We start from the raw sequence: 25,815 nt of genomic DNA, 5'->3' as shown, positions 1-25,815 counted from the left end.
ATGGAAAACGAGGAAGGCCGGCCCGAACCAGTCCTCAGCGACCCCAAGGAGAAGCTCATACTCCTGGTGGACGACGACGAGGACGTGCTCGACATCCTCGAGCACGTGGCGCGCCAGGAAGGGTTCCGGACCGATCGGGCCGTGGACGGACCGGAGGCCCTGCGCAAGGCCGAGGCCCTCATGCCGGACCTCATCCTGCTGGACTTCATGCTGCCGGGCAAGGGCGGCTACGAGGTGCTCAGGGAACTGCAGGCGACCGGCAACGGCGGCATCCCGATCATCGTCATCACCGGGAGGAATCTGGACGAGAATCAGGTCGCCATGGTCCGCCGGGAGCCGAACGTCAAGGAATTCCTCATCAAGCCCATGCGCCCGGCGGCCCTCTCCGCCCTCATCCACAGCATACTCCAGACCCGCCCTCCGGCCATCGACCGCACCGCCCGCGGGCGCCCCATGACCGGTGGGTTCTGAGCTGCGCCGCAGGCTGCTGACCCTCCTGACCTGCGTGCTGGCCGTCTACGGAATGGCCTATGCCGACGTCTGGCTGCGCGCCCGATCGGCCTATCTGGAGGGTGAGAAGTATCTGGAATGGGACCGCCGTCCCGAGCTCAAGGCGGCTCACCTCGACCGGATGCTGGCCGAGAGGCAGGCGCGCCTCCAGGGCGAGCGGCAGGTCGGCCGCATCACCCCGGCCGAACTCGATGCGCGGCTGGCCCTGGCGCGCTTCGAGCGCGACGAGGCCATGAAGGAAAGCTCGCTCAAGTACGCCTATGTCTGGTTCCGGACCGGCGTCGAGCTTTTCTCGCCGCCCGAGAGCCGCTGGGTGATCCGCTGCCGGCGGCAGATGGCGGCGGCCAAGGAGCTCTGGAGAAAAGAGCTCGACGCCAAGAAAATCTCCCACCAGGATCACATGCTGGAGTGATCCGCCTCATCCTAGGCTTGGCCCTGCTGCCGACCGCGGCCTTGACGGTCTTCGCCGCGGCGCAGTCTTTGGGCGCGGTCTTCGCGCACGCGCCCTCGGCTTGGCCCTTCCTGGCGGGCGCCGGAGCCGCCGCCGGGCTGTGGCTGCTGGGGCTGGCGGCGCAGAGCCGGGGCCGGGCCGCCGGGGCGCGGGCCTTGAGGGCCCTGCGCTGGGTCTATGTGCTCGGGCATGAGTTCACCCATGTCCTGGCCGCTTGGTCCATAGGCGCTGAGGTGCACGGCATGGAGGTCCGCAGCGACGGCGGGCACGTGGACCTCTCTCGGTCCGGCGCCTTCATCTCGCTGGCGCCCTATTGCGTGCCCATCTACACGGTCCTGGTGGTGGTCGGCTACCGGCTGCTCCAGTGGCTGGCCCCGGGCCGCCTGGGGCTGGAAGGATTCCTGGCCCTCATGGGCGCGACCTTGGCGGGACACCTGCTCATGACCGCCGAGTGCCTCTGGCAGCGGCGGCAGCCGGACTTGGCCGTCGCGGGAGGCTTGGTCTTCTCCTTGGCTGTCATCGCGCTCTGCAACGGACTGGTCGTCATGGCGCTGACCAAGGCGCTTTTCCCGCGGGCCGTGGCCGTGGCCGGGCCCCTGCGGCAAGTCCTGCACCTTTCGGCCGATTTCTGGGCCGGGAGCTACCGGTCCCTCAAATGGTTCGTTGGTCCGATACGGAAAGGCTACCGCCCATGACCGACTTGAGAAGGGAGTTGGGGCGCAAGGCCTTCCACATGCTTTCGCTCGTCTATCTGGCCGCCTACCATCTCATCGGCTGCCCGCGGGTGCTCGTCCTCCTGGCCGCCTGGCTGGGCCTGGTGACCTGCGTGGAGACCGGCCGGTTCCTTTCCGAGCGGCTCAACCGGGTCCTGACCGGGTTCTTCCAGGGCATGATCCGTGACACCGAGCACCGCTCCTACTCCGGCATCTTCCACACCACGGCGGGCTGTCTGGCCACGTTCCTCATCGCCGGCGGCCGGCCCCGCGTGGTGACTGCGGCATTGCTGTGTCTGGCTTTGGGCGACGCGGCCGCGGCCTTGGCCGGCAAAGCTTGGGGCCGCCACCGCCTGCCGGGTTCGGCCAAGACGGTCGAAGGCAGCCTGGCCTGCCTGCTGGTCTGTCTGGGAGTCGGCTGGGCGGCCGGCCTCGGGGCTGCGGCCGCGACGGGCGCGGCGCTCGCGGCGACCATCGTGGAATTGCTGCCCACCACACGGTTCTTCAACGACAACTTGTGGATGCCCGTGGCCGCGGCCGCCGCGGCTATGCTCCTGGGCGCCGGCTGAGGCGCTAGGGCCTTTTCTCCGAAAGGGGAGCCGGGCTGAACAGCAGCCGCTCCATATACGGCGAGGATTTCCCGGAGAGTGAGAGCTCGAGCGTGCTGGCGTAGAACCGGTTCGCCTCATCCGGCGTCCTGCGGCCCAGGACGATCTCATCGGCCAGGTTCAGCGTCAAGAGGATGCTCTCCTCGCTGGCGCCGCGCGCCGAGAGCTCGGTCCCGTCCGTGGAGACCCGGAGCTTGCCGTTCAAGGACGCCAGCTGCCCGCGGAGTTCGGGCAGGACAGGGTAGGAGATGGTCTGTTCCAGGTTCGGGGCTCCGACATCCGAATCATAGTACGGCGTGATGTCCCAGACCCGGATCTTCCGCCAGACGCCTTTGTCGTTCCAGACCAGCTCGGCGTGCTTGACCTGGTCGGGCGGCCCGTAAGTCTGCATGAGCTTGGCCGCCTGCAGCCGGGAATAGCTGGACCAGTTCTCGATGACGGAATCAGCGAAGTCGCGGCGCGATTCCGGAGAACGCAGAGACACCGTCGCGCAGGCCGCGCTCATTGCGGCCAGCAGCGCGGCGGCCAGGGCCAGAACCGGGCGCGAGCTTTTTGTCATGGCGGCCACCTCCCCTTTGGTGTCCATCAGGGATAGTATGGCTGCAGCGGGTCAAGTCCTCGTCAAGCGCAGGGGCGGGTCAGGACTGGCTGAGGGACAGGCAGACGGCCGGTCCGGCGGGCAGGACGACCCGGATGAGGTCGGAGCCGGGCGCCGCATCCGCGACGCCGCAGCCCACGCGGGTGAACACCCATTGGCGGCTCTGCGAGACCTCGACGCCGAGCAGGGCCGGGTCGAGCATCTTGTCCAGGATGGTGTGGCGCTGGCGCAGGGCCGCCAGCTCCCTCTGGAGGAACCAGTCCCAGGACGCGGAATGCGGGTAGGTCTTGCGCTCGTAGCGGGAGGCGTCTTCCACCGTGCCCCGGTCGACCCATTGGAGCCAGTTGCGGGCCCGCGGGTCCAGGGATGAGTCCGAACTGAGTTCCTGGGTGTGGTAGAGGATCGCGACGGGCCGTTGGGGCGACCGGGCATCGAAGAGGAGATGCCCATGGTCGAAATCATCCTCGATCCCCAGACGCCGGAAGCTCTTGAGATACTGCTCGTCGACGAAGCGCTGGAGGAGGGATTGGAACTCCATAGGGCCGAAAGACGGGCGGAACCCCCAACTGCCGGATCTTGCTGCGTTGGGGAACTGGACCGCCGCAGGCGCGGCGCTACGGGGCTGGGCTGAGACGGCGACCGCGCCGCAGAGCCCCAGGCTCAAGATCGATGCCCAGATGAGTTGCATGAAATTATCCCGATAATATAACAGACGGACCCATTCCGCGCAAGTGCGGAATTGTTACAGAGGCGGGGACCGGGCGCGACGGCGCATTTGGTAGAATGACCGGCGAGTCCTATGGGCCGGAAAGGCAAAGGCGGTTTCTTCTACTATTCCTGGAAGGGCTTGGGTTATCTCGTCCATGCCGTGCTCCGGGGTCTGGGGCTCTGCCTGCTGTTCGCCGTGCTGTTGGCGGCGACCGCCTATCTGGGCCTGCGCGCCGCTTTCAACGAGGAGCGTGTGCGCTCGGTCTTCGTGGACCAGCTGCAGGACCTCCTGCACCGTCCAGTCCAGATCGACAAGGTGCTCCTGGCTCCGCACGGGGTCAAGCTCAAAGGGCTGCGCGTGGTGGAGCGGCTGGACATGCCGGGCCAGTACCTGCTGACCAGCGAGACGGTCCTGGTGACGGTGAAGCTCTCGGCCCTGCTGCAGCGCCGTCTGGAGCTCGACCAAGTCAGGCTGGTCGCGCCCTCGATCCAGCTCGTGCGCGACGCGTCCGGGAATTGGAACCTGGCCGACATCTTCACCTCCACGCACGCCGCGCGGGCCATGCCCCTGGGCCGCTTCTCGCTGCCCCTCTCCTTGGCCGCCGAGCATACCAAGATAGACCAGGGGCTGATCACGGTCGAGGACCGGCTCAAGGACAGCAGATACCGCTTCGAGAACGTCGGCTTGGCGGTCTCCCGGTTCGCCCTGGACCGGCCTTTTTCCTTCGCGGCCGCCTGCGATAATTCCAGCAGCTTCCGCGGCCGCACCGTCAAGAACCGTTTGGCCGTCGAGGGCGAGGCGTCCTTGGCTGGTCTCGATTGGGGCCAGGCTTACCTGCGCGCCAAGCGCGTCGCTCTCACGGTGGACGGCCTCGAGGTCCGCGGCTCGGGCGTCGCCACCGGGCTGCCGCCGTCGGACCTGGACCTGGCGGTGTCTTTGCCGGCCCTCGGGCCCGAGGAGTGGCGGCGGCTCCTGGGGCGGGAGCTGGACTTGAGGCTGCCCGCGAGCCGCTGGCAGCTGCGCGCCGCCTTCCCGGCCGCGAGGCGTCTGCGCGTGCGGCGTTTGCGCGTGGACGCTCCCCCGTTCTCCGCCAGCGCCATGGGCTTGGTGGATTTCAGCTCGGCGACCCTCAAGGCCGAGGTCAGCGTGGCGCAGTTCCCGTTGAGCCAGGCCGGCGACGCCTATCCGCCCTGGCGGCGCCTAGGCCTCAAGGGGATCCTCAGCGGGTACATCGGCGTGGCCGGCCCTTGGGGCCGGCTGGAGGTCCGCAAGGGCAGCCTCAAGGTCAACCGCGCCGCGGGACGCTTCCGGGATTTTTCGATCGACGGGGGGGATGTCTCGCTGGTGGCATCGGAGGGCCTCGATGACGTCTCGCTCTCGGTGGCGGGCGGCGAGGGGCGCTTCTACTCCCATCCTTTCTCGGGACTCTCCGTCGCAGCCAGCCTCAAGAAGGACGACCTGCGGCTGGACCGTCTGGCCCTGCGCTTCCTCGACTCCAGGGTCTCCCTCAAGGCCAGGGTGCGCGACCTCAAGGACCCCAAGGAGGTGGCGATCCAAGGCTCGGTGGATCGGGTGCGCTGGGAGGAGGCCCAGGCTCTGATCAGCGAGATCGCGGCCAAGGTTTCCACGCACACGGCGCAAGCCGGCGGTATCGGAAGCCCCGCCGGCACCGGCGCGTCCGCGAACCGGCCGCGGACCTGGTTGCGCACCTTCAAGTACGCCATCCCCAGGAATTTCCCGGACACGGTCGGGCAGATCACCATCGGCTCCGTGGCGCACAAGAACTTCGCCTTCAACAACGTGGACCTGCTCTGGGACATCCGCGGCGTGTCTCCCTCCCTCAAGCGCGTCAGCGGCGACGTGCGGGTGAGCTTCGGCCCGGGCCGGGTCGGCGACATCCCGGCGGTACAGGCCTCCAATAATTTTCTTAGAATAGTATTCCTCCCGTTCATTTACATGCATAAGATGAACAAGCTTTCCATCTTCAGCACGGCCACGGCTTATCCCAAAAGCCTGGACTTCTCGCGCATCGAAGGGGAGTACGGGCTGCGCCAGGGGGTGGTCACCACTCGCCTGTTCTACGTGGATAGCCCGCAGATGGTCGCCTTTGCGGACGGCGTCGCGGATTTCGGCAAAGAGACTGTGGACATGAACATCAGGACCCGGCTGACCAGCTACAGCGCGACCCTGCCGGAGTGGTGGCAGGACGAGAAGGGCCGGGCGGCCATCGCCTTCCGGGTCAAGGGAGAACTCAGCCTGCCCGATCTGGAGCCGCGCCTGAGCAAGATGGCGAGCGACGAGATCGAGCAGGCCGTGGGACAGGCGCGAGCCAAGGCCAAGAAGCGCTACGCCGCGCTGGACAAGCTCCGGCAATTGTGAATCGCAGGGAGGGACCATGGGCGCACTGAACAAGATGGACGTGCTGGGGCTGCTGCAGGAGCACGGCGCGGTGGTGAGCGGTCATTTCCAGCTGGCCTCCGGCCTGCACAGTCCGGTCTACGTGCAGACCGCCTTGGTCCTGCAGTACCCGCACGTGGCCCAGCGCATCGCCAAGGCCCTGGCCGCCAAGTTCCTCCAGGACATCGACGTGGTCATCGCCCCCAACATGGTCTCCGTGGTCCTGGCCCAGGAGGTGGCGCGCGCCAAGAGGTGCCGGGCGATCTTCACGGAGCGCATCGGCGGCATGATGGCCCTGCGCCGCGACTTCCGCATCGAGCGCGACGAGCGCGTCCTGATCGTCCAGGACGTCCTGACCACCGGCCGCCTGACGGCCGAGATCGTGGTCCTGGTCCAGGCCTACGGCGGCAAGGTCGTGGGCGTGGGCGGCGTAGTCGACCGCTCCGTCAAGGGCTTGGCGCTCTGCGTGCCCGTGCGAACCTTGATCTCCTATCCGCTCCAGGTCTTCGCCCCGGATTCGTGCCCGCAGTGCGCAGACGGGGTGGCGCTGACCGACGCGAGCCGGAATCCGGCGGTCGGCCCGGTCGAGGGGGAATGATGCGTAGCGCCCCGAGATGAGCGCGCCCGTCCGGGCTCGCCTCTGGGCGCTCCTGGTATGCCAATGCGTCCTGGTCGCGGGTCTGGCCCTCTCCTATCCCTTCTTCGCTTTGTACCTGCACCGAGTCCGGGGCCTGCCCATGGGCTGGGTCGGGGCGGCCCTGTCCTTGATGCTGGCGGGCACGGCCGTGGGCCAGGTCCTGGCCGGGGAGCTCTCGGACATCATGGGCTCCAAGCGGGTGATGGAGGCCTCGGTCGCGTCGCGCGCCGCGATGGTGGCACTGATGTCCTGGGCCATGGCCCGGGAGGCTCCCGTAGGCGCCCTCATCGCCCTGCACGTGCTGGCCGGCTTCTGCGGGAGCTTCTATGACTCGGCGGTGCGCTGCTGGATCGCCTCCGCCCTTCCGCCCCACGAAAGGCTGCTCGGCTATGGGAAGCTGCGCGTGGCCATCAATCTGGGCTGGGCTCTGGGCCCGGCCTGTGGAGGGGTGATGGCGGAGCACTCCTATCCCCTGCTCTTCGCGGCTTCCGGCGTAGCCTGCCTGGCCTGCCTGGGCCTGGTGCATTGGACCGTCACCAGCATGCCGCGGCTGCGGCCGGAGAGCCGCTTCTCCTGGCGCGAGCTCTGGAGCGTGGCCGCGGACCGGCGCTTCCTGAGGCTCTGCGGCTACGGCCTGCTCATCGCGGCCGTCATGGCCCAGCTCACCGTCGGCTTGGCCGTGCATTCGGTGCGCTATGTGGGGCTGAGCGAGGCCCAGGTGGGACTGCTCTTCACCCTCAACGGCGCGCTCGTGGTCCTGACCCAGACTCCCATCTCGCGGAGCCTGCGCGCCGTGCGTCTGAGCGCGATGCTGACCGCGGGCTGTCTCCTCTACGCGGCCGGCTATTGCTGGGCGGGCTTCGCGACCGGCTTCGCGCTCATGGCCGCGGCCATGACGGTCGTGACCTTGGGCGAGGTCACGGTCTCGCCCGCGCTGCAGACCCTGGCGGCCAACCTGGCGCCCGAGAAGCTCAAAGGGCGCTATCTCGGATTCCAGGGCTTGGCGCTGCAATCGGGGGCGGCCTGCGGGCCCCTCCTCGGCGGGCTCGGGCTGCAGGTCCTCAGCCCCCGCTGGAGCCCGGCGCCGTGGCTCATCATCGCGGCCTTGGCAGCGCTCGCCGCCTTCGGTTTCAAGAGGTTCGGCAAGGAGCTGCGTCCGGATGAGGACGGCCTGCACGAGGCGGGCCTGCACAGCGAAGGATTGATGGAGGTCTTGACATGATCGAACGGTACTCCCGCGACGAGATGGCGCGCATCTGGGCCGAGGACAACCGGCTCAAGATCATGCTGCGCGTCGAGGAAGCGTTCCTGGAGGTCCTGGCCCCGCAAAAGGGCATCCCGGCGGCCGAGCTCAAGGCTTTCAAGGCCGCGACGCATCACGGGCTCCATGAGCAGGTGGTGGCCCTGGAGGCGAAATCCGGGCATGAGGTGATCGCCTTGCTCGCGGCCGTGAGCGCGCAGATCAAGGATTCGGCCCCGGCCTTGAACCGCTACCTGCACTACGGCCTGACCTCCTCGGACATCTTGGACACGGCCCTGGCCCTGCAGTTGCGGGAAGCCGCTGACCTGCTGCTCAAGGACTGGGAGGAGGTCGCCGGCCGTCTGCGCACTCTGTCGCGCGCGCATGCCCAGACCTGGATGGTGGGCCGCACGCACGGCGTGCACGCGGAACCCATCTCCTTCGGGGTGAAGCTGGCGGGCTGGCACGCGGAGGCCCTGCGCAGCATGGAGCGCCTGCGCCGCGCGCGCGAGGCCGTAAGCTTCGGCAAGCTCTCCGGCGCGGTGGGGTGCTTCACCCAGGTGGGGCCGGAACTGGAGCTCAAGGCCTTGGGCAAGCTGGGGCTAAAGCCCGAGCCGGTGGCGACCCAGGTGGTGCCCCGCGACCGGCACGCGGAGCATTTCCACGCTTTGGTGCTCTCCGCCGCGGCCATCGAGCGCTTCGCCCTCGAGATCCGGCATCTGCAGCGCACCGAGGTCCTGGAGGTCGAGGAGCCTTTCGGCAAGGGGCAGAAAGGCTCCTCGGCCATGCCGCACAAGCGCAACCCGATCCTGTGCGAGAACCTCTGCGGCCTCTCCAGGCTCATCCGCACCTACGAGTCTGCCGTGGTGGAGAACATCGTCTTATGGCATGAGCGCGACATCAGCCATTCCTCGGTCGAGCGCGTGGTTCTGCCGGATGCGCACATCGCGCTGGACTTCATGCTGGCGCGGTTCAAGAAGGTGCTCGACGGGCTGCAGGTCTACCCCGAGCGGATGAAGGAGAACATGGACCGCTCGCTCGGCCTGGTCTTCTCCCAGACGGTCCTGCTGCGGCTGGTGGACGCCGGGCTCTCGCGCGAGGAAGCCTACGAGCTCGTGCAGCGCAACGCGCTGAAGACCTGGAAGACGCGCGAGCCGTTCCTCAAGGCTCTGGAGGGGGACGCGGCGGTCACCAAGACGCTCTCCAAGAAGGAGCTGGCCGCCTGCTTCGACCTCAATGCTTATAAGGGCGCGGTCAAAGAGCTCTTGGCCCGCGGGGGCGTGACGTGACGAATGATGCCGCGGTCGAAGGGCTCGGTTGGGGTACATCCACGTAGGGGGTCGTGGGCCTTCCCTGAAGCGCTCATCGGAGCCTGCTAGATCCCGGTAAAGGTGGCGATGACGCGCCGGTTCTGGGCGCGCCCCGCCCGGGTCTTGTTGTCCGCGATCGGCTTGGTCCGGCCGTAACCCTTGGCCTGGATCCGGTCCCTGGGCGCGCCGTAGCGGGAGACCATCGTCCAACGCACAGCGTCGGCGCGCCGCTGCGAAAGGACCATGTTGGATTCCGGGGTGCCTTCTTGATTGTCCGTGTACCCTTCGATCTCGGCCCGGGCCTCCGGGTTGGCCTTGAGGAGCTCGGCGGCCTGGATCAGCTTCTCGATGTACTGGGGCTTGATCACGGACATGTTCGGGTCGAAGTGGATGAGCAGGTCTACGGAGACCGGCTCAGCCTGGGCCGGAGGCACGACGATGGGAGCCGACGCCGGGGTCGGAGCCGGCGCGGGGATCTCGGGCGCGGGAGCCGGCGCGGCCGCGACGACCGGAGCCGGAGCGAAGATCTCCGGCGCGGGAGCCGGGGCCAACTCGGGCGCGGCCGCGCGCGCCAGCTCAGAGGAACGGCCAGCACCGAACCAGAAGGACAAGCTCGCGCCGAAGAGCATGGCGTGGAGCTCATGATTCGTGTTATGACTCGCGCCCGACTTGTACCAGCCCAAGAGATAGTCCATGAAGCCGCCGACCGCGACGTTGTTGTGCACGAAATAGTCCACGCCCACGCCGAGCTTGTTGGCGAAGGTGGTCTCCCGGCCCTGCTCGTTGCGGCGGACGTCCGCGCCGCCCAGGCCGAGGTGGATATTGGGGTTCAAGGGAGATCCGGGGTTGAAGTTGTAGTAGACGTTGACCAGGACGGGCTGGACCCTGATGCCGCCCTTGCCAAAGCCCAGGTTGTCATAGGAGAAGCCCAAGCCCAGGTTCTTGTCTACGCCGTAGCGCAGGAAGCCGCCCACGAGAGGCCCGATGGTCGCATGCTGGCTCACCCAGGCCGTGCCCACGGGGACGCCTGCGCCCACGCCGCCGCCCGCGGCGAAGCGGCCGGTGAGGTCCTCGGCACCCAGAGGCGCGGCGCCAAGGATGGTCAGCATCACGGCGGCCAAGAATCTCATGAACAGCTCCTTGAGCAGGGAATCACAACGGCTCCATTCTCTATCTTTTCCGGTCGCTGTGTCCAGAACCTCCGGCTGATGAGTTCCACTCAGCGTAGCCACGGCCCTGCCTCGACGCGACCCGCCTGATGTTTCCTGCCCGGTCCTGACGCCCACTCCGGCGGCGGTTTGCTATTATAGCGTTTGGTGCGCCAGCCCCCCATGGGGGGTGGCAGGGATGGTTGCTTACGATAATTCCCTCATATGTTGTCCGGAAGCCCGCTTATCTCTACTACAATCCGGGGGTCCCATCGTACTGCTGAGTGACTTCGGCCATCACGACCCCTATGTGGGGGTCATGAAGGGCGTCATCCTGTCCTTCTGCCCCAAGGCCGTCATCGTCGACCTCTGCCATGAGATACCACCGCAGGACGTCAAGACGGCAGCCTTCTGGCTGCGCGTGAGCGTGCCGTATTTCCCTAAGGGCAGCCTCTTTGTCTGCGTGGTGGACCCGGGTGTGGGCTCACAGCGCCGCATCCTGTGCGCGCGCACGGCCAGGCACCAGTTCTTGGCTCCGGACAACGGCCTCCTAAGCTGGGTTAAGGACCCCCTTGTCGAGATCCGCTCCGTTGAGAACAAGAAGCTCTGGCTGCCCACAGTCAGCGCAACCTTTCATGGCCGCGACATCTTCGCCCCTGTGGCTGGGAGGCTGGCCGCAGGCTTGAAGACGAGCCGGCTCGGGCCGAAGGTCGCGAACATCCAGCGCTTGCCTTTCCCTCGGCCCCGGCGGGACAAGCAGGGCGTCAACGGCGAAATCCTCATCATCGACCGCTTCGGCAACGCCGTCACGAACCTATCAGCGAAGGATGTGGCCTCATCTGAAACCCTTTCTTTCAAAGGCCGGCGCCTGCCCCTGCGCAGCCACTACGCCGAGGCCAAGCCGAAGGAAGCCCTCGCCCTCATCGGCTCCTCCGGCTACCTGGAGCTTTCCATCCGCAACGGAGATTTCAGCCGCGCCCGCAAGGCCCGGCCAGGAGACCAAGTCCATGCCCGAAACTGAGACCCTCGTCGCCGTGAAGCTCAAGCCGGGCCAGGAGGACCGCCTCCGGGGCGGACACCTCTGGGTCTTCTCCAACGAGATCGCACAGGTCGAAGGCAAGGCCGAGCCCGGTAGCCTCGCCCAGGTCTTCACCGCCGGGGGGGAATGCCTCGGCGTCGCCTTCTACAACCCCAACAGCCTCATCGCCGCGCGCATGCTCAGCGCAAAAGTCGAGGCCATAGACGCCGCCTTCTTCCACAAGCGCTTCGCCGCGGCCTTGGCCTACCGCCAGAAGACCCTCCCGGGCGAGACCTCCTTCCGCCTGGCCTTCGGCGAGTCCGACGGGCTGCCCGGCCTGGTCGCGGACCGCTACGGAGACATCATCGTCCTGCAGGTCTTCTCAGCGGGCATGGAGGCGAGGCTGCCCCTCATCGAAGCGGCCTTGAAGGAGCTCCTCGACCCCCGCGGCATCTTCCTTAAGAACGACCACCGCCAGCGCCAGCTCGAGGGCCTGCCCGGCGAGTGCCGCCTGCTCTCCGGGACCGTGCCCGAGCGCGTGGCCATCAACGAGGGCGGACTGCGCTTCTGGGTCCCCATCGGAGCCGGCCAGAAGACCGGCCACTATTTCGACCAGCGCGAGAACCGGGCCTTCCTGCGGCCCCACTTCTCCGGCCGCACGGTCCTGGACCTCTACTGCTACACCGGCGCCTTCGCGATCAACGCGGCCAAGTCCGGGGCCAAGGCCGTCCTGGCCGTGGACAGCTCCGGCCCGGCCGTGGCGCTCGCCAAAGAGAACGCCGAGGTCAACGGGGTCTCGGAGCTCCTCACCTGCGACGAAGCCGACGCCGAGGTGGTCCTGGAGAGCTTCGTGGCGGGCCGCCAGCCTTTCCGGCCGGACCTGATCCTGCTTGACCCGCCCAGCCTGGTGCCCTCCAAGAAGCACCTCGCCAAGGCCCTGCGCACCTACGCCAAGCTCAACAGCCTCGCGCTCAAGGCCCTGGCTCCCGGGGGCCTGCTGGCCACCTCGACCTGCTCGCATCACGTGGACCGCGAGTCCTTCGTGGGGATGCTCCGCCATGCCCAGGCCAAGGCGCGCAAGCCGGCGAGGCTCGCGGCCCTGCGGGGCCAGGCCGCGGACCATCCGGTGCTTCTGGCCATGCCCGAGACCGAGTACCTGCACTTCGCTCTGCTCGAGGTCCTCTAGGTTGAAGCGCAAGCCCGCCGGCGAGCCTCAGGGCGATGACGGCACCCCCTCGCTGCCTGGGATGGGACCGGCTGCCAAGGGGGCTGCCGAGCCCGTCGCGCACATCGAGTCCGACATCTCGCGCAAGTTCTCGCCCTCCAAGCTCGACACCTACAAGGAGTGCCCGCGCCGCTACCGCTTCCGCTACGTGGACGGCTTGCGGCGCCGGGTCGAGACGGCCGAGACCCTCCTGGGCTCCTGCGTGCACAAGGCCCTGGAGGGGCTCTACGCCGGCATCATCCATGGCCGCGTGTCTTCCTTGGATGAGACGCTGGCCGCCTTCGACCAGGCCTGGGCCGCCGGCTGGTCGGACGCGGTACTCAACCGGCGCAAGGAGTACGGCCCGGAGCATCATCAGGCCGCGGGCCGCGACTGCATACGCAATTACTTCAAGGCCTATTCTCCGTTCCAGCAGGACGCCACCTTGGCCGTGGAGAAGAGGCTGGGGTTCTCCTTGCGCGCGGATGGGGAGGATTTTCGGATCGAAGGTCTGGTGGACCGCCTGGCCAAAGTCGCGCCGGGCGTCTACGAGGTCCACGACTACAAGACCACCGCCAACCTCCCCGGGCAGGCCGATCTCGACGAGGACTGGCAGCTCGCCATCTACGACATCGCGGTGCGGGAGAACTGGCCCGATGCGCGCGAGGTCGCTCTGGTGTGGCACTTCGTGCGCTTCGGCCAGACCATGCGATCGGCGCGCACCGCGGAGCAGCGCGAGGGGCTCCGGGGGGAGATCGCCAAGCTCATCGGACGGATCAAGCACGACCATCGCTTCCTGCCCAGGCGCAGCGCGCTGTGCGACTGGTGCGAGTACCGGGACATCTGCCCCATCTGGAAGGCGGCCCCGAGCGACGGGACCGCCCTAGCCAGGGAGTACGCGGTCCAGGACGGCAAGCGGCGGGATCTGCGCGAGAAGCTGCATGACCTCGAGGTCCAGTCGCGGCAACTCGAGGAAGACATCGTCAAGTTCGCCGCCGCGCACGACGCCGAGAGGCTGTCCTGCCCGGAGGGGGACGTCTTCGTCACCCAGAAGGACGACTACCACGTCCCGACTCGGACCCATGCGCCCGAGCTCTACGCGGCCATAGAGGCCCGTCTTAAGGAGACGCCGCTATGGAAGCAGGCCGCGCACATCGACCTGCACAGGCTTTTGCAGGGCTATGAGCGCGGGGAGTGGGACGCCGCGGGCGCCAAGCTCATCGAGGACATCATCTCCGACTGCGCCCACATCAAGCGCATCACGAAGGCGGTGGTGCGCTTCCATCACAAGAAGGAGGAGGAGCCTGACTGAGTCTTACGGCTCCAGCGGTTCCGTTTTGTCCTTCGTGTCCACGCCCAACTGCGCCGCGAGGCTGGAGAAGTCCATCTTCTGCCGGTCGTACTGGGCCTCCAACTCCTGCCAGCCGCGGTCGAACTCGAGCGGCGTGTCCTCGCCGGTCTTGCCGCCGCCTCCGGCCTTCGTGCGCTTGACCGTCTTCCTCTTCGCAGTGATCTTCTTCATGTCGTCCTCGCCAAAAGTATAGACCTCGCAGTCCGTTTCGTCAATACCCCTTCGCGCCGCTCCTGGCGGGGAGAGCGTCCCTTGGACCTTTATAAAGGAGGCGGTCCCGGCGCTCCGAAACTCCGCCAAGTCCATCGGGCTCAAGCCCTGCGAAGATGGCGCGGGCGTGATCGTCGCCGCTCTCCTCGCGTTCGATTCTTTGCCGTGCTTTAATCATCCCTCGACGGAGAAGATCGTCCTTAAAGGCCCAGTACCGCCCCAGGCCTTAGGACCTAGCATATAGGCCTTTGGTCCTATCTCGCTCTGGGCCTGTGGGCCCATGTCCAATATGGGCCTTTAGCCTATAACTATGGCATGCACAAGCTTGAGACGCTCTCCGGGAAGGGGGACAGCACCATGAGGATCATGAGCATCGCGATCGTCGCGCTCTTTACCCTGATCACGCTCGGCAGCCCGGCCTCGGCGCGGGCCGAGGGCAATCAGAGGGTGATCATCACCATGAAGGCCAAGTCCACGGCCGACGCGCATCAGAAGGTGCTGCAGGCGCTGGGCAGCATGGCCTCCTACAAGATCACCTCCAACGGCAACTCCGCCGACGAGTTCGTGGCCTTGGTGGCCGAGGTCCCGGCCGCCGTGGCCGCGAAGCTGGGCAAGGGCTCCTCCGCCGCGGCCAAGCGCGACGTCATGAACCTCATCCCCGGCGTGGCGGCCGGCGACGTCCTCGATGTGGAAGCGGACTTCACCACCAAGTGGATCGAAGCCATGCCCTCCTTCCAGGGTCTGGCCTTCCCGAGCATGGAAGCGACCATGGGCGCTTTGCCCAAGCTCAATCTGACCAGCAGCCGGGCCGGCATGACCATGGCCGCGCTGCGGCCCGAGATCCCTTGGGGCGTGGAGCGAGTGCGGGCCCCGGCTGCCTGGGACTACACCCAGGGCGCGAAGGTGCGCGTGGCCGTGGTCGACACCGGCATCTACACCGAGCACTCGGACCTCAAGGGCAAGGTGGACGGCGGCTATGACGCCTTCACCAAGACCGAGCTCAAGGCCAACTACCAGGACCAGAACGGCCACGGCACCCATGTGGCCGGCACCATCGCCGCCACCAAGGACGGCAAGGGCGTGGTCGGCGTGGCCCCCAAGGCCCGGCTCTACGCGGTGCGCGTGCTCGATGCGGACGGCAGCGGCTCGATCTCCGGCATCGTCGACGGCATCATCTGGTGCGCCAACAACCACATCCAGGTGGCCAACATGAGCCTGGGCTCGGACAAACCCAGCCCGACTTTGCAGCGGGCCCTGCGCTACGCCAAGGCCATGGGCGTGGTCGTGGTGGCCGCGGCAGGCAATTCCGGCGGCGCGGTGGGCTATCCCGCGGCCTATCCGGAGACCATCGCGGTGGCGGCCAGCGACTCCAGCGACAAGATCGCCTCGTTCTCCAGCCGCGGGCCGGAAGTCAAGTTCATCGCCCCGGGCGTCAGCATCGTCTCCTCGGCCATGGACGGCGGCTTCGCCAACTTCAACGGGACCTCCATGGCCGCTCCCCACGTGACCGGCCTGGCGGCTCTGGCGGTGGCGCAGGGCTGGGTGGGCCTCGACGGCCCGGACGGCGTCTTCGAGCAGCTCAAGAAGGCCGCCAAGAAGCTCCCCGGCCTCACCCCCGAGGAGCAGGGCAACGGGATGATCGACGCGGGCCTGCTCACGCGCTGAGCCCCGACCGGATCCTAAGAGAAAGAGCCCCCGGCCCTGCGGCCGGGGGCTCTGCTCCGTAAAGTGGTGGCCAGGGACAGGATCGAACTGTCGACACCTGCTTTTTCAGAGCAGTGCTCTACCAACTGAGCTACCTGGCCAGCCTGGAGAAAATACCAAATTTCCACCCGCTTGAGTAGGGGAGAGAAAAAAGGTTAAATCTCGACATGAACCTCATCCCCCAAGTCATCGAAAGGGCCAACCAGGGCTCGGTCATCGGCTACGACATATACTCGCGCCTGCTCAAGGACCGCATCATCTTCGTGGGCGGCTACGAGGGCGAGTTCACCACGGATTCGGCCAACGTGCTCATCGCCCAGCTCCTCTACCTCGAATCCGACGACAACTCCAAGGACATCAACCTCTACATCAACTCCCCCGGCGGCATGGTGACGGCGGGCCTGGCCGTCTATGACACCATGCAGTACATCAAGTCGCCCATCACGACCATCTGCATGGGCATGGCCATGTCCTTCGGCGCGGTCATCCTGGCCGCGGGCAGCAAGGGCAAGCGCTTCGCCCTGCCTCAGTCGCGCATCATGATCCACCAGCCTCTGGTGGGGGGCATCTCCGGGCAGGCCACGGACATCATCGTGGAGGCCAAGGAGATGGCCTACACCCGCAAGGTGCTCGAACAGATCGTGGCCAAGCACACCGGCCAGACCGTGGAGCGGGTCACCAAGGACATGGAGCGCAACTTCTACATGTCGGCCGAAGAGGCCAAGGCCTACGGGATCATCGACGAAGTCATCCCCGGGGCCAAGCTCTAGGCCGCTGGTCTAAGTTGGCAGTCCCCTCCTGAACTTGACAGTTCTGGCCTTTTGGCCTATAATGTTAGCAGTCAGACAATCTGATTGCTAATTTAGAAATCGGAACCCAGCCATGCGCCAACTCAAGCCCGAAGTCGTGGAGCAGCGCAAGAAGGACCTGCTGCAGTGGGTCATCCACTACTACATCAAGAACTCCCGTCCGGTCTCGTCTTCCCTTATAGCCGAAGAGGCCGGCATGGGCCTCTCCCCGGCCACCATCCGCAACATCCTTCAGGAGCTCGAGGACGAAGGCTTCCTGCACCAGCCCCACACCTCCTCCGGCCGCCAGCCCACCGACAAGGGCTACCGCTTCTTCGTGGACTACATCATCGACGTGCAGAGGCTGGCCTCGGGCGAGAAGGAGAGCATCGAGCGCCAGTACCGCGACCGCGTCGAAGAGCTCGACACCTTGCTCTCCGAGACCTCCAAGCTCCTCTCCAAAGTCTCGCGCGGGGCCGGCTTGGTGCTCTCGCCGCAGATGCGCGACCAGCGCCTGCGCCGCCTGGAGCTCATCCCGCTGACCGGCAAGAACGTCTTGGCCATCCTGGTGACCGAGGCCGGCCTGGTGCGGCACTGGCCCATCCGGCTCGACTTCGCGCCCACGGCGCGGCAGATCAACGTCCTCAACCGCTTCCTCAACGACACCATCCGGGGCTGCAGCATCAAGGACGCCCAGTCTTTGGTCTTGTCCCATCTGCAGAAGATGGGACACGAGTTCCAGGAGCTCACGGTCCTGGCCGACGAGCTCCTGCGCGAGGTGGGCCACATCATCACGCCCGAGGCGCTCTACGTGGAGGGGGCGGACAACATCCTCTCCTACGCGGAGGACATCGGGGACATCTCCATGGTGCAGTCGCTCATGCGGGTCTTCAACGAGAAGCGCCGGCTGACCGGCCTTTTGGAGCATGAGCTCGGACTCAAGCCGGGTCTTCAGAAGGGGGTGGCGGAGCGCCCCAGGCCCCACGTCAGCATCGGCGCGGAGAGCGGCCTGCCCGAGCTCCGGGATCTCAGCCTGGTGACCACCACCTACAAATACCATGACCGTGTGGTCGGCGTGCTGGGCATCCTGGGCTCCAAGCGCATGGAGTACTCGCGCATGATGAGCCTGGTGGATTATCTGGGCGACATGGTCTCGCGCCAGATGGCGAGCTGGGAGAAGGAGGACCGCGGTGAGTAAGAAGCACGCTGAGGCCAAGCCGGAGGCGCAGCCGGTCCCGGAGGTCCCGCCGCAGGCGGAACCCGCGGCCGAGAAGCCGGCCGAGCCGGACTACCTCGACCAGCTCCTGCGTCTCAAGGCTGAGTTCGAGAACTACCGCAAGCGGGTGGACCGTGAGAAGCCCGAATACATCAAGCTGGGCAAGACTTCGATCCTGTCCCAACTGCTCCCCCTTTACGACCTTCTGCAGAAGGTCCATCTGGAGGTGCGGGCTTCGCACATCGACACGCCCTTGGCCAAAGGGATGGAGGGCATATTCAAGGAGTTCGACAAGCTCTTCCGCGAGGAAGGGGTGTCGGCGATGGACCCCTTGAACAAGCCCTTCGACGCGCTCCAGCAAGAGGTCTTCGGCACGGTGGACCGCGAGGACGCGGCCGAGGGGACCGTGGTGGACGTGCTGCAGAACGGTTTTCTGTTGCAGGACCGGGTCCTGCGCACCGCCAAGGTGCGCATCGCCCGCAAGCCCAGGAAGGAAGACGGCCCGGCGACGGCCGGGGCATAGGAGAAGAATATGAGCAAAATCATCGGGATCGATCTCGGGACTTCGAACACGGCCGCGGCGGTGATGGAGGGCGGCAAAGCCACCATCATCCCGTCGGCTGAAGGGACGTCGGCGGGCGGCAAGGCCTTCCCGTCCTACGTCGCCTTCGCCAAGGACGGCCAGCTCCTGGTGGGCGAGCCCGCCCGCCGGCAAGCCGTGGCCAATCCGGAAGGCACCTTCATGGCCTTCAAGCGCAAGATGGGCACCGACCACAAGTACCAGGCTCCGGACGGCAAGACCTACACCCCGCAGCAGCTCTCGGGCTTCCTGCTCCAGAAGGTCAAGCGCGACGTCGAGGCTTTCCTGGGCGACAAGGTGGAGAAGGCGGTGATCACGGTGCCGGCCTACTTCAACGACAACCAGCGCCAAGCGACGAAAGACGCCGGCACCATCGCCGGCCTGGAGGTCGTGCGCATCGTCAACGAGCCCACGGCCGCCTGCCTGGCCTACGGACTGGACAAGAAAGGCAAGGATGAGAAGATCATGGTCTTCGACCTGGGCGGCGGGACCCTGGACGTGACCATCATGGACTTCGGCGCCGGCGTCTTCGAGGTCATCTCGACCTCGGGCGACACCCAGCTGGGCGGCACGGACATGGACAACACGCTCATCGACTTCATCGCCAACGAGTTCAAGAAGGAGACCGGCGCGGACGTGCGCAAGGACCCCATGTCCATGCAGCGCATGCGCGAGGGGGCCGAGAAGGCCAAGATCGAGCTCTCCACGGTCATGGAGACCGAGCTCAACATGCCCTACCTCACCGCCGTCGACAACGTCCCCAAGCATCTGGCCATGAAGCTCACCCGGGCCAAGCTCGAGGGGCTCGTCGAACCCATCGTCAAGCGCTGCAAGACTTCCATCGACCGGGCCCTGACCGACGCCAAGCTCAAGGCCCACGACGTCACCCGCATCATCATGGTCGGCGGACCCACCCGCATGCCCATCGTGGTCAAGTTCGTGGAAGACTACGTGGGCAAGAAAGTCGAGCGCGGCGTCGACCCCATGGAGTGCGTGGCCAACGGCGCAGCGGTGCAGGCGGCGGTGCTGACCGGAGAGATCAAGGACGTGCTGCTGCTGGACGTGACGCCCCTGACCTTGGGCATCGAGACCCTGGGCGGGGTCATGACGCCCTTGATCGAGCGCAACACCACCATCCCCGTCGAGAAATCAAACATCTTCTCCACGGCCTCGGACAACCAGCCCGCGGTCACCGTGAACGTGCTTCAGGGCGAGCGGCCCAAGGCCTCGGATAACGTGCCTTTGGGCAAGTTCGACCTGGACGGCATCCCGCCCGCGCCGCGGGGCATGCCCCAGATCAAGGTCAGCTTCTCCATCGACGCCAACGGCATCCTGAGCGTGCGCGCCGAGGACCTGGGCACCAAGAAGACCCAGCACATCACCATCACCGCGCCCAACAAGCTCAACAAGGAAGAGGTGGAGAAGTTCGTCAAGCAGGCCGAGCAGTTCGCCGAGGAGGACAAGAAGTTCAAGGAGAAGGTGGCGGCCAAGAACGAGGCGGACGGGCTCCTCGCCGCGTCCGAGAAGGCCCTGCGCGACCACGGCGACAAGGTCTCCCAGGAGGACCGCACCAACATCGAGCGCGGCGTCTCCGACCTCAAGGAAGCCCTGAAGGGCGACGACACGGAGCGCATCAACAAGGCCAAGGAGGCGCTGGTGAAGGCCTCCCACAAGCTGGCCGAGGAGATCTACAAGGCCGAGGCCGAAAAGGCCAAGGCCGCGGGCGGCAACGGCGACCAGGCCAAGGCCGGGGCCAAGGAAGAGAAGGGCGGCGACAACGTGGTCGACGCCGAGGTCGTGGACGAGAAGGAAAAGAAGGACTAGGGGATACGCGTGGCTGAGGACTTCTACAACCTGCTCGGGGTGGCGCGCAACGCCTCGGAGGCCGAGATCAAGTCGGCCTACCGCAAGCTCGCCATGAAGTACCATCCGGACCGCAACCCGGGCAACAAGGAGGCGGAGGACAGGTTCCGCAAGATCAACTCCGCCTACGAGGCCCTCTCCGACCCCAAGAAGCGGCAGGTCTACGACCAGTACGGCGAGGCGGGACTCTCCGGCGCCGGGGGCTTCCCGGGAGGCTTTCCCGGCGGGGAGGCCTTCGCGGGCGGCGGCGTGGACATGAACGAGGTCTTCGGCGACGTGTTCGAGCAGCTCTTCGGCGGCGGGGGCGGCGGCCGCGGCGGCCGAGGCGGACCTCGGCGCGGCGCGGACCTCAAATACGAGATCGACGTCTCTCTGGAGGACGCTTTCAAGGGCATGAGGTTCCCGCTGCATTTCGACCGCGTGGAGTCGTGCCCGGTCTGCCGCGGCACGGGCGCCAAGGACGGCTCGTCTTTGAAGCGCTGCGCGACCTGCCGGGGCATGGGGCGGGTGCAGTTCTCGCAGGGCTTCTTCTCCATGACCCAGACCTGCCCGGACTGCGGGGGGGAGGGCCAGCGCGTGGAGAACCCCTGCCGGGAGTGCCGCGGCACCGGCCGGACCCGCAAGCGCGCGGAGCTCACGGTCAAGATCCCGCCGGGCATCTACGACGGGGCCACCCTGCGCATCGCCGGGGAGGGCGAGGCGGGCGGCCGGGGCGCTCTGCCCGGAGACCTCTTCGTCCTGGTGCGCCTAAAGCCGGACCCCCGCTTCGAGCGCGAGGAGGACGATCTCAAGCTCCATGCCAACCTGGACATCGCCCAGGCCGCTTTGGGTACGACCCTTTCGGTGCCGACCTTGGACGGCGAGCCCACGCACATCCGCGTGGCCCCGGGCACCCAGCACGGCGCCGTCCTGCGCGTGCGCGAGAAGGGGATGCCCAAGCTGCACGGCCGGGGCCGGGGCGACCTGCTGGTCTCGGTGCGCGTGACCGTGCCGCAGGGCTTGAGCGCCCGGCAGAAGGAACTCCTCGAGGAGTTCGCGCGCAGCCTGCACGGCGAGCATGGCCCGGCCGGCGGCAAGGGCGACGAAGGGATCTTCAAGAAAATCTTCGGCGAATAGTCCGGGGACAATACTCAATTCCCAAGAGATAAGTATTGTGTCCCCGAATTTTATATAACAGCCTCATGCCTCAGTTTTTCCTGCCGCCAGAAGCTCTGAAGGACAAGACCTTCCGCCTCACCGGCCCTGAGGCGTACCACATCACCAAGGTCCTGCGGTATCAGCCCGGGCAATCCGTGGTGCTTTTCGATGGGAAAGGGGGGCGCTACGAGGCCGTCATCAAGGCCATTGAGAAGGACGGGTCCGTCTCCGGGTCATTGACCGGGACCCTGCACGGCACGGAGGACCGCAAGCCGGTCGAGATCCGCCTCTACCAGGGGCTGCTCAAAGCCAGCCATTGGGACTGGGTGCTGGAGAAGGGCACCGAGCTGGGGGTGGCGGTCTTCATCCCGGTGACCACGCCGCGCACCGTGGTCCTGCTGCATGAGGCCGAGCGGGTCAAGGCCAAGGCCGAGCGCTGGGGCCGGGTCGTGATGGCCGCGGCCAAGCAATGCGGCCGGGCCGACCTCCCGGCGGTGCGGGAGCCGGTCCAGTTCCGCGACGCGGTCAAGGCCTGCCTGCGCCAGCCTGATGAAGAGACCGCGCCCGGGCCCAAGACGCTGACGATGCTGGCCTGGGAGGGGCTCAACGGCGCCACGGCCTGCGAGACCATCCGCTTGAGCCTGCGGGAGGCCGACCAAAGCCGGGGCGCGGAGAAGATGACGGTCAACCTTTTCATCGGGCCGGAGGGGGGCTTCACCGAGGAAGAGGTGGAACTGGCCGAGAGCATGGGCGCGGCCATCTTCGGTCTGGGCCCGCGGACCTTGCGGGCGGAGACCGCCGCCCTGGCCGCCGTCGCCCTCATCCAGTACGAGTTCGGCAGCCTCTGAGAGCGGCAGCGGGGACTCAGGACATGAAGTCCTCCCTGCGCACCTTCGGGAAGGGGATGCAGTCTGCTGCGGCGGGAACGTCAGTTTCTGTTGCGCCTCAAGCTCGATCGCGTAAAGATCAGGCGCGGAAAACCTAGCGTCCTCTTGAGGTAACTCCTTGCTTAGGCGAAGGGGAGGCCGTGTTCTTGACAATTCCTGGGGAAGCTGATAGACTGGTGTTAAGAGGGTGATAAGAGGTTATTATGTACACATGGATATCACAGCGACGTTTCTCGTCGCGGACTGCGCGGACAGTGGAGCGGACCAGGTACCTTGAGTCTCTTAGAGGCGACCTGGAAAGAGCGATTCGACACTATTTTGAGCGGGATCCCCGAGGCGAGCAGGTGACGCTCGCTTGCCTCGCGGCAGTCGGGAAGGAGGAGGCGCAGAATATCGCGCGTCATAACGGCAGGACTCTCGACGGGGTCAAGCAGGACATCGGGCTCTACGTCGCCATCTTGCTAGGCGACCTATTCCAACTTGAAGGAGTCGAGACCTACCGCGATGGAAAGACTTTACGGAACGCCACAAGATCACGGCCGCCACGATGGAATGAACTGGCGTGGGTTTCGAAATACACGCCTCATCGACTCAATCCCAAGGTTTGGGCGGCTAAGGCGGATCGTGTGCAGACTCCCGTACGCATCGTTGAGAAAGAGGACGACCGAGACGCCCTGCGGTTCTGGCTCGCCCAACCTCCCGAGGCCCGGATCAACGCCATGGAGTTCCTCAGGCGGCAGGTCTTCCTGGTAACTGGCCGCAAAACTCTTCCGCATCTGGCGCACGCGATTCGATTGAGGGACGCCTACGCATGAGCGACGTCAACCCTGACTTCTCGGATTTCGTCGCCGCGCTCAACCGGAATCACGTCGAATTTGTGATTGTGGGCGCCTTTTCCCTGGCCTTCCTGGGATATCCAAGAGCGACCGGCGACATCGATCTTTGGATCAGGCCGACCGCTTCCAACGCGGAGGCCTTGTTGCGGGCGCTCGAGGGCTTCGGCTTCAAGTCTCTCGGCATAGCTAGAGACGATATCCTCTCCGGCAAGATCATCCAACTGGGCTATCCCCCGGTCCGTATCGACCTGCTCACGAAACTGGACGGCGTCAGGGCGGAAGAAATCTGGGTCAAACGCCAGGAAGGACCTTTCGGCGAGCACGCCGTCTTCTATCTTGATAAGGACACTTTCTTGAAGAACAAGCGCGCGTCTGGTCGCCCGAAGGACCTTGTCGATCTGGAACTCTTCGATGAGCCGCCGAAACCGAAGGGCAAACGGAGGGGGCCGTGAAAATATGGTCGCGCACCTTCGGCTGCCGGGTCAACCAGGCCGAGAGCGAAGAGCTGCGCGCGCGCCTGGCCGCGGCCGGCTGCTCCCCGGCGCACAGCCTGGCCGAAGCCGAGCTCTGCGTCGTCAACACCTGCACCGTCACGCGCGACGCGGACCGCGAAGCGCTCAAGTTCCTGCGGCGGGCTAGCCGAGAGAACCCCCGGGCGCGGCTCTTGGTGACCGGCTGCCTGGCCCGGCGCTCGCCAGACGAGATCCGGGCGGCCGCCCCGCACGCTGAGATCGCGGCAGACCTCGAGCAACTCGCCCTGCCGCGGGCTTCGGGGCTGCTCCCGGAGCGCGCCCGCGCCTTGCTCAAGGTCCAGGACGGCTGCGACGGCTCCTGCTCCTACTGCGTGGTGCCCAAGGTGCGGCCGACCCTGCGCAGCCTTGCGCTGGAGGAGGTCGTGGCCCGGGTCCGGGGGCTCGTGGCCGCCGGCGTCCCGGAGATCGTGCTCTGCGGCATCCGGCTGGGGCGCTATAGCCAAGGGGGAGTCGGGCTCGCCGGCCTGCTCAAGAGGCTCCTGCTAATCCCCGGCGCCTTCCGCCTGCGCCTCTCATCGCTGGAGTTCCAGGAGGCCGACGACGCGCTGGCCGTGCTCATGGCCGAGTCGTCCTGCCGCCTCTGCCCCCACCTCCATCTGCCCCTGCAGTCCGGCTGCGAAGCCACCTTGCGGCGCATGAACCGGCCCTACAGCGCGGCCGCCTTCGCCCGCCGCGTCGCGGCCCTGCGCCGCCGGGTCCCGACTCTGGCGCTGTTCACGGACATCATCACGGGCTTCCCCGGCGAGACCGAGGCCGAGTCCGGCGCGAGCCTGGCCTTCGTTCGCGGGCTGGGCCTGCGCGGCCTGCACGTGTTCCGCTATTCAGCCCGGGAGGGGACTCCCGCCGCGTCTTTGCCGGGCCAAGTCCCCGCCGCCGCGGCCCGGGAGCGCCTGGACCAGTGGCTGGGGCTCGACCGCGACCTGCGGCAGCGCCACGCCCGGGAGGCCGTGGGCCAGGAGCGCGTCGCGGTGCCCCTAAAGACCGGAAGGGAAGCCGTCACCGAGGATTTCCTGACCGTCCGGCTCGACCGGAACCCTGGTCCGGGGCTTTGGCGGGTCGATGTGGGGGGGGCAGAAGGCGGGATGGCCCAGGCGTTGGTCCTGGCCCTTGCGAAGGATTGAGAATACCGCTATAATCTATGACTTTCCGGTATTCATGGCAGACTGCATCTTCTGTAAGATAATCGCGCGGCAGATACCCTCTCAACTCGTATACGAAGACGATCAGGCCGTCGCCTTCAAGGACCTCGCCCCGCAAGCGCCCACTCATGTCCTCATCGTGCCCAGAAAGCACGTCGCGGGCTTGAGCGCCTGCGCAGACTCCGACCAGGCCCTGCTGGGGCATCTGCAGCGCGTGGCCGCGGCCGTGGCCGAGAAGGCCGGCGTCGCCTCGGGCTACCGTCTCGTGACCAACAACGGGCGCAGCGCCGGGCAGTCCGTGGACCATTTGCACTATCATCTGCTGGGCGGCCGCTCCATGCAGTGGCCCCCCGGATGAGAATCTCGAAAGACAAGGTGGTGAGTCCCTAAAATGGTTTTCGTCAAACTGCGTGAGGGTGAGGCCGTCGAGGAAGCCCTTAGGCGTTTCAAACGCGAATGCGAGCGCAACGGCATCCTGCGGGAGATCAAGAGGCGCGAGCACTACGTCTCCCCCAGCGTCAAGCGCAAGCTCAAGGCCGCTGAAGCGCGCCGCAAGATGCGTCGGGCCAGGCGCCGGCGTCCCAGCGTCTGAGCGCCCGCGAGTTCCACCGAGAGTTCCCGGAACCGTCCATACCCACACGGCTGGGCCGTGTGGGTATGGGCCGCCGGTCTGATTTATGGCTTTGATCCCTGAAGACGCCTTGGAAAGCATCCGCTCCCGCGTAGACATCGTCGAGCTGGTCAAGGACTACGTCCCGCAGTTGGCGCGTGCGGGGCGCAGCTTCAAGGCCCGCTGCCCGTTCCATCAGGAGCGCACCCCCTCGTTCATCGTCACGCCCGAACGGCAGACCTTCCACTGTTTCGGCTGCGGCGCCGGCGGCGACGTATTCGCCTTCCTGATGAAGATGGAGTCCCTGAGCTTCACCGAGGCGGCGGAGAAGCTCGCGGGGCGCGCCGGCGTGAAGATCGTCAAGAGCGAGGAGGCCCTGGGCCCGGCCGAGCAGGAGCGCCTGAAGATCAGGGAGCTC

At 66.6% G+C, this 25,815-nt stretch carries 28 protein-coding genes and 1 tRNA gene; 24 read left to right on the top strand and 5 right to left on the bottom strand.

Annotation, left to right across the window (positions count from 1 at the left end; all coding sequences use genetic code 11):
- From NTY77_14170 to NTY77_14155, 4 genes are read left to right on the top strand one after another with little or no spacing between them, the layout of a single operon-like run.
- Positions 1-471 (top strand): response regulator, encoded by a 471-nt coding sequence (locus tag NTY77_14170; GenBank protein MCX5796635.1) that lies wholly within the window; start codon positions 1-3, stop codon positions 469-471.
- Entirely contained in the window at positions 461-922 is a 462-nt protein-coding gene (locus NTY77_14165; protein MCX5796634.1) for a hypothetical protein, read from the top strand. Before NTY77_14170 ends, NTY77_14165 begins: the two co-directional genes overlap by 11 nt.
- Positions 919-1,656, top strand: a complete 738-nt coding sequence (locus tag NTY77_14160; protein ID MCX5796633.1) for a hypothetical protein — start codon at positions 919-921, stop codon at positions 1,654-1,656. Before NTY77_14165 ends, NTY77_14160 begins: the two co-directional genes overlap by 4 nt.
- Positions 1,653-2,243, top strand: coding sequence for a hypothetical protein (locus NTY77_14155; GenBank protein ID MCX5796632.1), 591 nt, complete (start codon positions 1,653-1,655; stop codon positions 2,241-2,243). The genes NTY77_14160 and NTY77_14155 overlap by 4 nt, the downstream gene beginning before the upstream one ends.
- A 4-nt stretch (positions 2,244-2,247) precedes the next feature.
- Here the strand turns inward: NTY77_14155 and NTY77_14150 are convergent, their stop codons facing one another.
- On the bottom strand, positions 2,248-2,868 hold the full coding sequence (locus NTY77_14150) for a hypothetical protein (GenBank protein ID MCX5796631.1): 621 nt from the start codon (positions 2,866-2,868) through the stop codon (positions 2,248-2,250).
- Positions 2,869-2,920: 52 nt separating this feature from the next.
- Positions 2,921-3,568 carry a hypothetical protein gene (locus tag NTY77_14145; protein ID MCX5796630.1) on the bottom strand — a complete coding sequence of 216 codons (648 nt, stop codon included), beginning with the start codon at positions 3,566-3,568 and terminating at the stop codon, positions 2,921-2,923.
- A gap of 111 nt (positions 3,569-3,679) precedes the next feature.
- Here NTY77_14145 and NTY77_14140 point away from each other — a divergent pair, with 111 nt between their 5' ends.
- Genes NTY77_14140 through purB form a run of 4 tightly spaced genes read left to right on the top strand, consistent with a single transcriptional unit; the run spans position 3,680 to position 9,152 of the window.
- Positions 3,680-5,968, top strand: a complete 2,289-nt coding sequence (locus NTY77_14140) for an AsmA family protein (GenBank protein MCX5796629.1) — start codon at positions 3,680-3,682, stop codon at positions 5,966-5,968.
- A 16-nt stretch (positions 5,969-5,984) separates the two neighbouring features.
- Positions 5,985-6,584 (top strand): orotate phosphoribosyltransferase, encoded by a 600-nt coding sequence (pyrE, locus tag NTY77_14135; protein MCX5796628.1) that lies wholly within the window; start codon positions 5,985-5,987, stop codon positions 6,582-6,584.
- Positions 6,585-6,600: 16 nt separating this feature from the next.
- Entirely contained in the window at positions 6,601-7,845 is a 1,245-nt protein-coding gene (locus NTY77_14130) for an MFS transporter (GenBank protein MCX5796627.1), read from the top strand.
- Positions 7,842-9,152: an adenylosuccinate lyase gene (gene purB / locus NTY77_14125; GenBank protein ID MCX5796626.1), complete on the top strand. Its 1,311-nt coding sequence runs from the start codon at positions 7,842-7,844 to the stop codon at positions 9,150-9,152. The genes NTY77_14130 and purB overlap by 4 nt, the downstream gene beginning before the upstream one ends.
- Before the next feature lie 86 nt (positions 9,153-9,238).
- On the opposite strand, the gene NTY77_14120 is transcribed toward purB, so the two are convergent.
- Positions 9,239-10,303, bottom strand: a complete 1,065-nt coding sequence (locus NTY77_14120; protein MCX5796625.1) for an OmpA family protein — start codon at positions 10,301-10,303, stop codon at positions 9,239-9,241.
- A 217-nt stretch (positions 10,304-10,520) separates the two neighbouring features.
- On the opposite strand from NTY77_14120, the gene NTY77_14115 reads away from it, so the two are divergent.
- The 3 genes from NTY77_14115 to NTY77_14105 are packed head-to-tail and all read left to right on the top strand — an operon-like array spanning position 10,521 to position 13,855.
- Positions 10,521-11,342: an SAM-dependent chlorinase/fluorinase gene (locus NTY77_14115; protein ID MCX5796624.1), complete on the top strand. Its 822-nt coding sequence runs from the start codon at positions 10,521-10,523 to the stop codon at positions 11,340-11,342.
- Positions 11,329-12,525 (top strand): class I SAM-dependent rRNA methyltransferase, encoded by a 1,197-nt coding sequence (locus tag NTY77_14110; protein MCX5796623.1) that lies wholly within the window; start codon positions 11,329-11,331, stop codon positions 12,523-12,525. The genes NTY77_14115 and NTY77_14110 overlap by 14 nt, the downstream gene beginning before the upstream one ends.
- A 1-nt stretch (position 12,526) precedes the next feature.
- Positions 12,527-13,855, top strand: coding sequence for a PD-(D/E)XK nuclease family protein (locus NTY77_14105; protein ID MCX5796622.1), 1,329 nt, complete (start codon positions 12,527-12,529; stop codon positions 13,853-13,855).
- A gap of 3 nt (positions 13,856-13,858) precedes the next feature.
- On the opposite strand, the gene NTY77_14100 is transcribed toward NTY77_14105, so the two are convergent.
- Complete coding sequence (locus tag NTY77_14100; protein ID MCX5796621.1) at positions 13,859-14,065, bottom strand: hypothetical protein; 207 nt, start codon at positions 14,063-14,065, stop codon at positions 13,859-13,861.
- A 354-nt stretch (positions 14,066-14,419) separates the two neighbouring features.
- Between NTY77_14100 and NTY77_14095 the strand changes: the two genes are divergently transcribed.
- Positions 14,420-15,769 (top strand): S8 family peptidase, encoded by a 1,350-nt coding sequence (locus tag NTY77_14095; GenBank protein ID MCX5796620.1) that lies wholly within the window; start codon positions 14,420-14,422, stop codon positions 15,767-15,769.
- A 64-nt stretch (positions 15,770-15,833) separates the two neighbouring features.
- Here the strand turns inward: NTY77_14095 and NTY77_14090 are convergent.
- Positions 15,834-15,909 (bottom strand) — tRNA-Phe (locus NTY77_14090).
- A 66-nt stretch (positions 15,910-15,975) separates the two neighbouring features.
- Between NTY77_14090 and NTY77_14085 the strand changes: the two genes are divergently transcribed.
- From NTY77_14085 to NTY77_14030, 12 genes are all read left to right on the top strand, one after another.
- Entirely contained in the window at positions 15,976-16,578 is a 603-nt protein-coding gene (locus tag NTY77_14085; GenBank protein ID MCX5796619.1) for an ATP-dependent Clp protease proteolytic subunit, read from the top strand.
- Between the two features lie 112 nt (positions 16,579-16,690).
- Positions 16,691-17,794 carry a heat-inducible transcriptional repressor HrcA gene (gene hrcA / locus NTY77_14080; GenBank protein MCX5796618.1) on the top strand — a complete coding sequence of 368 codons (1,104 nt, stop codon included), beginning with the start codon at positions 16,691-16,693 and terminating at the stop codon, positions 17,792-17,794.
- Positions 17,787-18,335: a nucleotide exchange factor GrpE gene (locus NTY77_14075; GenBank protein MCX5796617.1), complete on the top strand. Its 549-nt coding sequence runs from the start codon at positions 17,787-17,789 to the stop codon at positions 18,333-18,335. Before hrcA ends, NTY77_14075 begins: the two co-directional genes overlap by 8 nt.
- Positions 18,336-18,344: 9 nt before the next feature.
- Positions 18,345-20,216: a molecular chaperone DnaK gene (gene dnaK / locus NTY77_14070; GenBank protein ID MCX5796616.1), complete on the top strand. Its 1,872-nt coding sequence runs from the start codon at positions 18,345-18,347 to the stop codon at positions 20,214-20,216.
- Positions 20,217-20,225: 9 nt separating this feature from the next.
- Positions 20,226-21,371 (top strand): molecular chaperone DnaJ, encoded by a 1,146-nt coding sequence (gene dnaJ / locus NTY77_14065; protein ID MCX5796615.1) that lies wholly within the window; start codon positions 20,226-20,228, stop codon positions 21,369-21,371.
- Positions 21,372-21,436: 65 nt separating this feature from the next.
- Complete coding sequence (locus tag NTY77_14060; protein MCX5796614.1) at positions 21,437-22,240, top strand: 16S rRNA (uracil(1498)-N(3))-methyltransferase; 804 nt, start codon at positions 21,437-21,439, stop codon at positions 22,238-22,240.
- A gap of 242 nt (positions 22,241-22,482) precedes the next feature.
- Positions 22,483-23,094 (top strand): hypothetical protein, encoded by a 612-nt coding sequence (locus NTY77_14055; GenBank protein ID MCX5796613.1) that lies wholly within the window; start codon positions 22,483-22,485, stop codon positions 23,092-23,094.
- The gene (locus NTY77_14050) at positions 23,091-23,567 is read left to right on the top strand and encodes a hypothetical protein (protein ID MCX5796612.1); all 477 of its coding nucleotides are present in this window, start codon (positions 23,091-23,093) and stop codon (positions 23,565-23,567) included. Before NTY77_14055 ends, NTY77_14050 begins: the two co-directional genes overlap by 4 nt.
- Positions 23,564-24,769, top strand: coding sequence for a radical SAM protein (locus NTY77_14045; GenBank protein ID MCX5796611.1), 1,206 nt, complete (start codon positions 23,564-23,566; stop codon positions 24,767-24,769). The genes NTY77_14050 and NTY77_14045 overlap by 4 nt, the downstream gene beginning before the upstream one ends.
- A 34-nt stretch (positions 24,770-24,803) precedes the next feature.
- Positions 24,804-25,145 (top strand): histidine triad nucleotide-binding protein, encoded by a 342-nt coding sequence (locus NTY77_14040; protein MCX5796610.1) that lies wholly within the window; start codon positions 24,804-24,806, stop codon positions 25,143-25,145.
- Positions 25,146-25,178: 33 nt separating this feature from the next.
- Entirely contained in the window at positions 25,179-25,379 is a 201-nt protein-coding gene (gene rpsU, locus NTY77_14035; GenBank protein MCX5796609.1) for a 30S ribosomal protein S21, read from the top strand.
- Between the two features lie 109 nt (positions 25,380-25,488).
- A partial coding sequence (locus NTY77_14030) for a CHC2 zinc finger domain-containing protein (GenBank protein MCX5796608.1) occupies positions 25,489-25,815 on the top strand: 327 nt, incomplete at its 3' end.

This window comes from Elusimicrobiota bacterium (genome assembly GCA_026388095.1).
GTDB lineage: Bacteria > Elusimicrobiota > Elusimicrobia > UBA1565 > UBA9628 > UBA9628.
This window is presented reverse-complemented; position numbering and strand designations above follow the sequence as displayed.

Excerpts from the sequence above, each read along its gene's own strand:
- NTY77_14145 (MCX5796630.1), bottom strand. The coding sequence starts at position 3,568 with ATGCAACTCATCTGGGCATCGATCTTGAGCCTGGGGCTCTGCGGCGCG.
- purB (MCX5796626.1), top strand. The coding sequence starts at position 7,842 with ATGATCGAACGGTACTCCCGCGACGAGATGGCGCGCATCTGGGCCGAG.
- pyrE (MCX5796628.1), top strand. The coding sequence starts at position 5,985 with ATGGGCGCACTGAACAAGATGGACGTGCTGGGGCTGCTGCAGGAGCAC.
- dnaK (MCX5796616.1), top strand. The coding sequence starts at position 18,345 with ATGAGCAAAATCATCGGGATCGATCTCGGGACTTCGAACACGGCCGCG.
- NTY77_14110 (MCX5796623.1), top strand. The coding sequence starts at position 11,329 with ATGCCCGAAACTGAGACCCTCGTCGCCGTGAAGCTCAAGCCGGGCCAG.
- rpsU (MCX5796609.1), top strand. The coding sequence starts at position 25,179 with ATGGTTTTCGTCAAACTGCGTGAGGGTGAGGCCGTCGAGGAAGCCCTT.
- NTY77_14050 (MCX5796612.1), top strand. The coding sequence starts at position 23,091 with ATGAGCGACGTCAACCCTGACTTCTCGGATTTCGTCGCCGCGCTCAAC.
- NTY77_14055 (MCX5796613.1), top strand. The coding sequence starts at position 22,483 with ATGTACACATGGATATCACAGCGACGTTTCTCGTCGCGGACTGCGCGG.
- NTY77_14060 (MCX5796614.1), top strand. The coding sequence starts at position 21,437 with ATGCCTCAGTTTTTCCTGCCGCCAGAAGCTCTGAAGGACAAGACCTTC.
- NTY77_14140 (MCX5796629.1), top strand. The coding sequence starts at position 3,680 with ATGGGCCGGAAAGGCAAAGGCGGTTTCTTCTACTATTCCTGGAAGGGC.
- NTY77_14150 (MCX5796631.1), bottom strand. The coding sequence starts at position 2,868 with ATGGACACCAAAGGGGAGGTGGCCGCCATGACAAAAAGCTCGCGCCCG.
- NTY77_14040 (MCX5796610.1), top strand. The coding sequence starts at position 24,804 with ATGGCAGACTGCATCTTCTGTAAGATAATCGCGCGGCAGATACCCTCT.
- NTY77_14155 (MCX5796632.1), top strand. The coding sequence starts at position 1,653 with ATGACCGACTTGAGAAGGGAGTTGGGGCGCAAGGCCTTCCACATGCTT.
- hrcA (MCX5796618.1), top strand. The coding sequence starts at position 16,691 with ATGCGCCAACTCAAGCCCGAAGTCGTGGAGCAGCGCAAGAAGGACCTG.
- NTY77_14120 (MCX5796625.1), bottom strand. The coding sequence starts at position 10,303 with ATGAGATTCTTGGCCGCCGTGATGCTGACCATCCTTGGCGCCGCGCCT.
- NTY77_14130 (MCX5796627.1), top strand. The coding sequence starts at position 6,601 with ATGAGCGCGCCCGTCCGGGCTCGCCTCTGGGCGCTCCTGGTATGCCAA.
- NTY77_14085 (MCX5796619.1), top strand. The coding sequence starts at position 15,976 with ATGAACCTCATCCCCCAAGTCATCGAAAGGGCCAACCAGGGCTCGGTC.
- NTY77_14115 (MCX5796624.1), top strand. The coding sequence starts at position 10,521 with ATGGTTGCTTACGATAATTCCCTCATATGTTGTCCGGAAGCCCGCTTA.
- NTY77_14095 (MCX5796620.1), top strand. The coding sequence starts at position 14,420 with ATGCACAAGCTTGAGACGCTCTCCGGGAAGGGGGACAGCACCATGAGG.
- NTY77_14170 (MCX5796635.1), top strand. The coding sequence starts at position 1 with ATGGAAAACGAGGAAGGCCGGCCCGAACCAGTCCTCAGCGACCCCAAG.
- NTY77_14100 (MCX5796621.1), bottom strand. The coding sequence starts at position 14,065 with ATGAAGAAGATCACTGCGAAGAGGAAGACGGTCAAGCGCACGAAGGCC.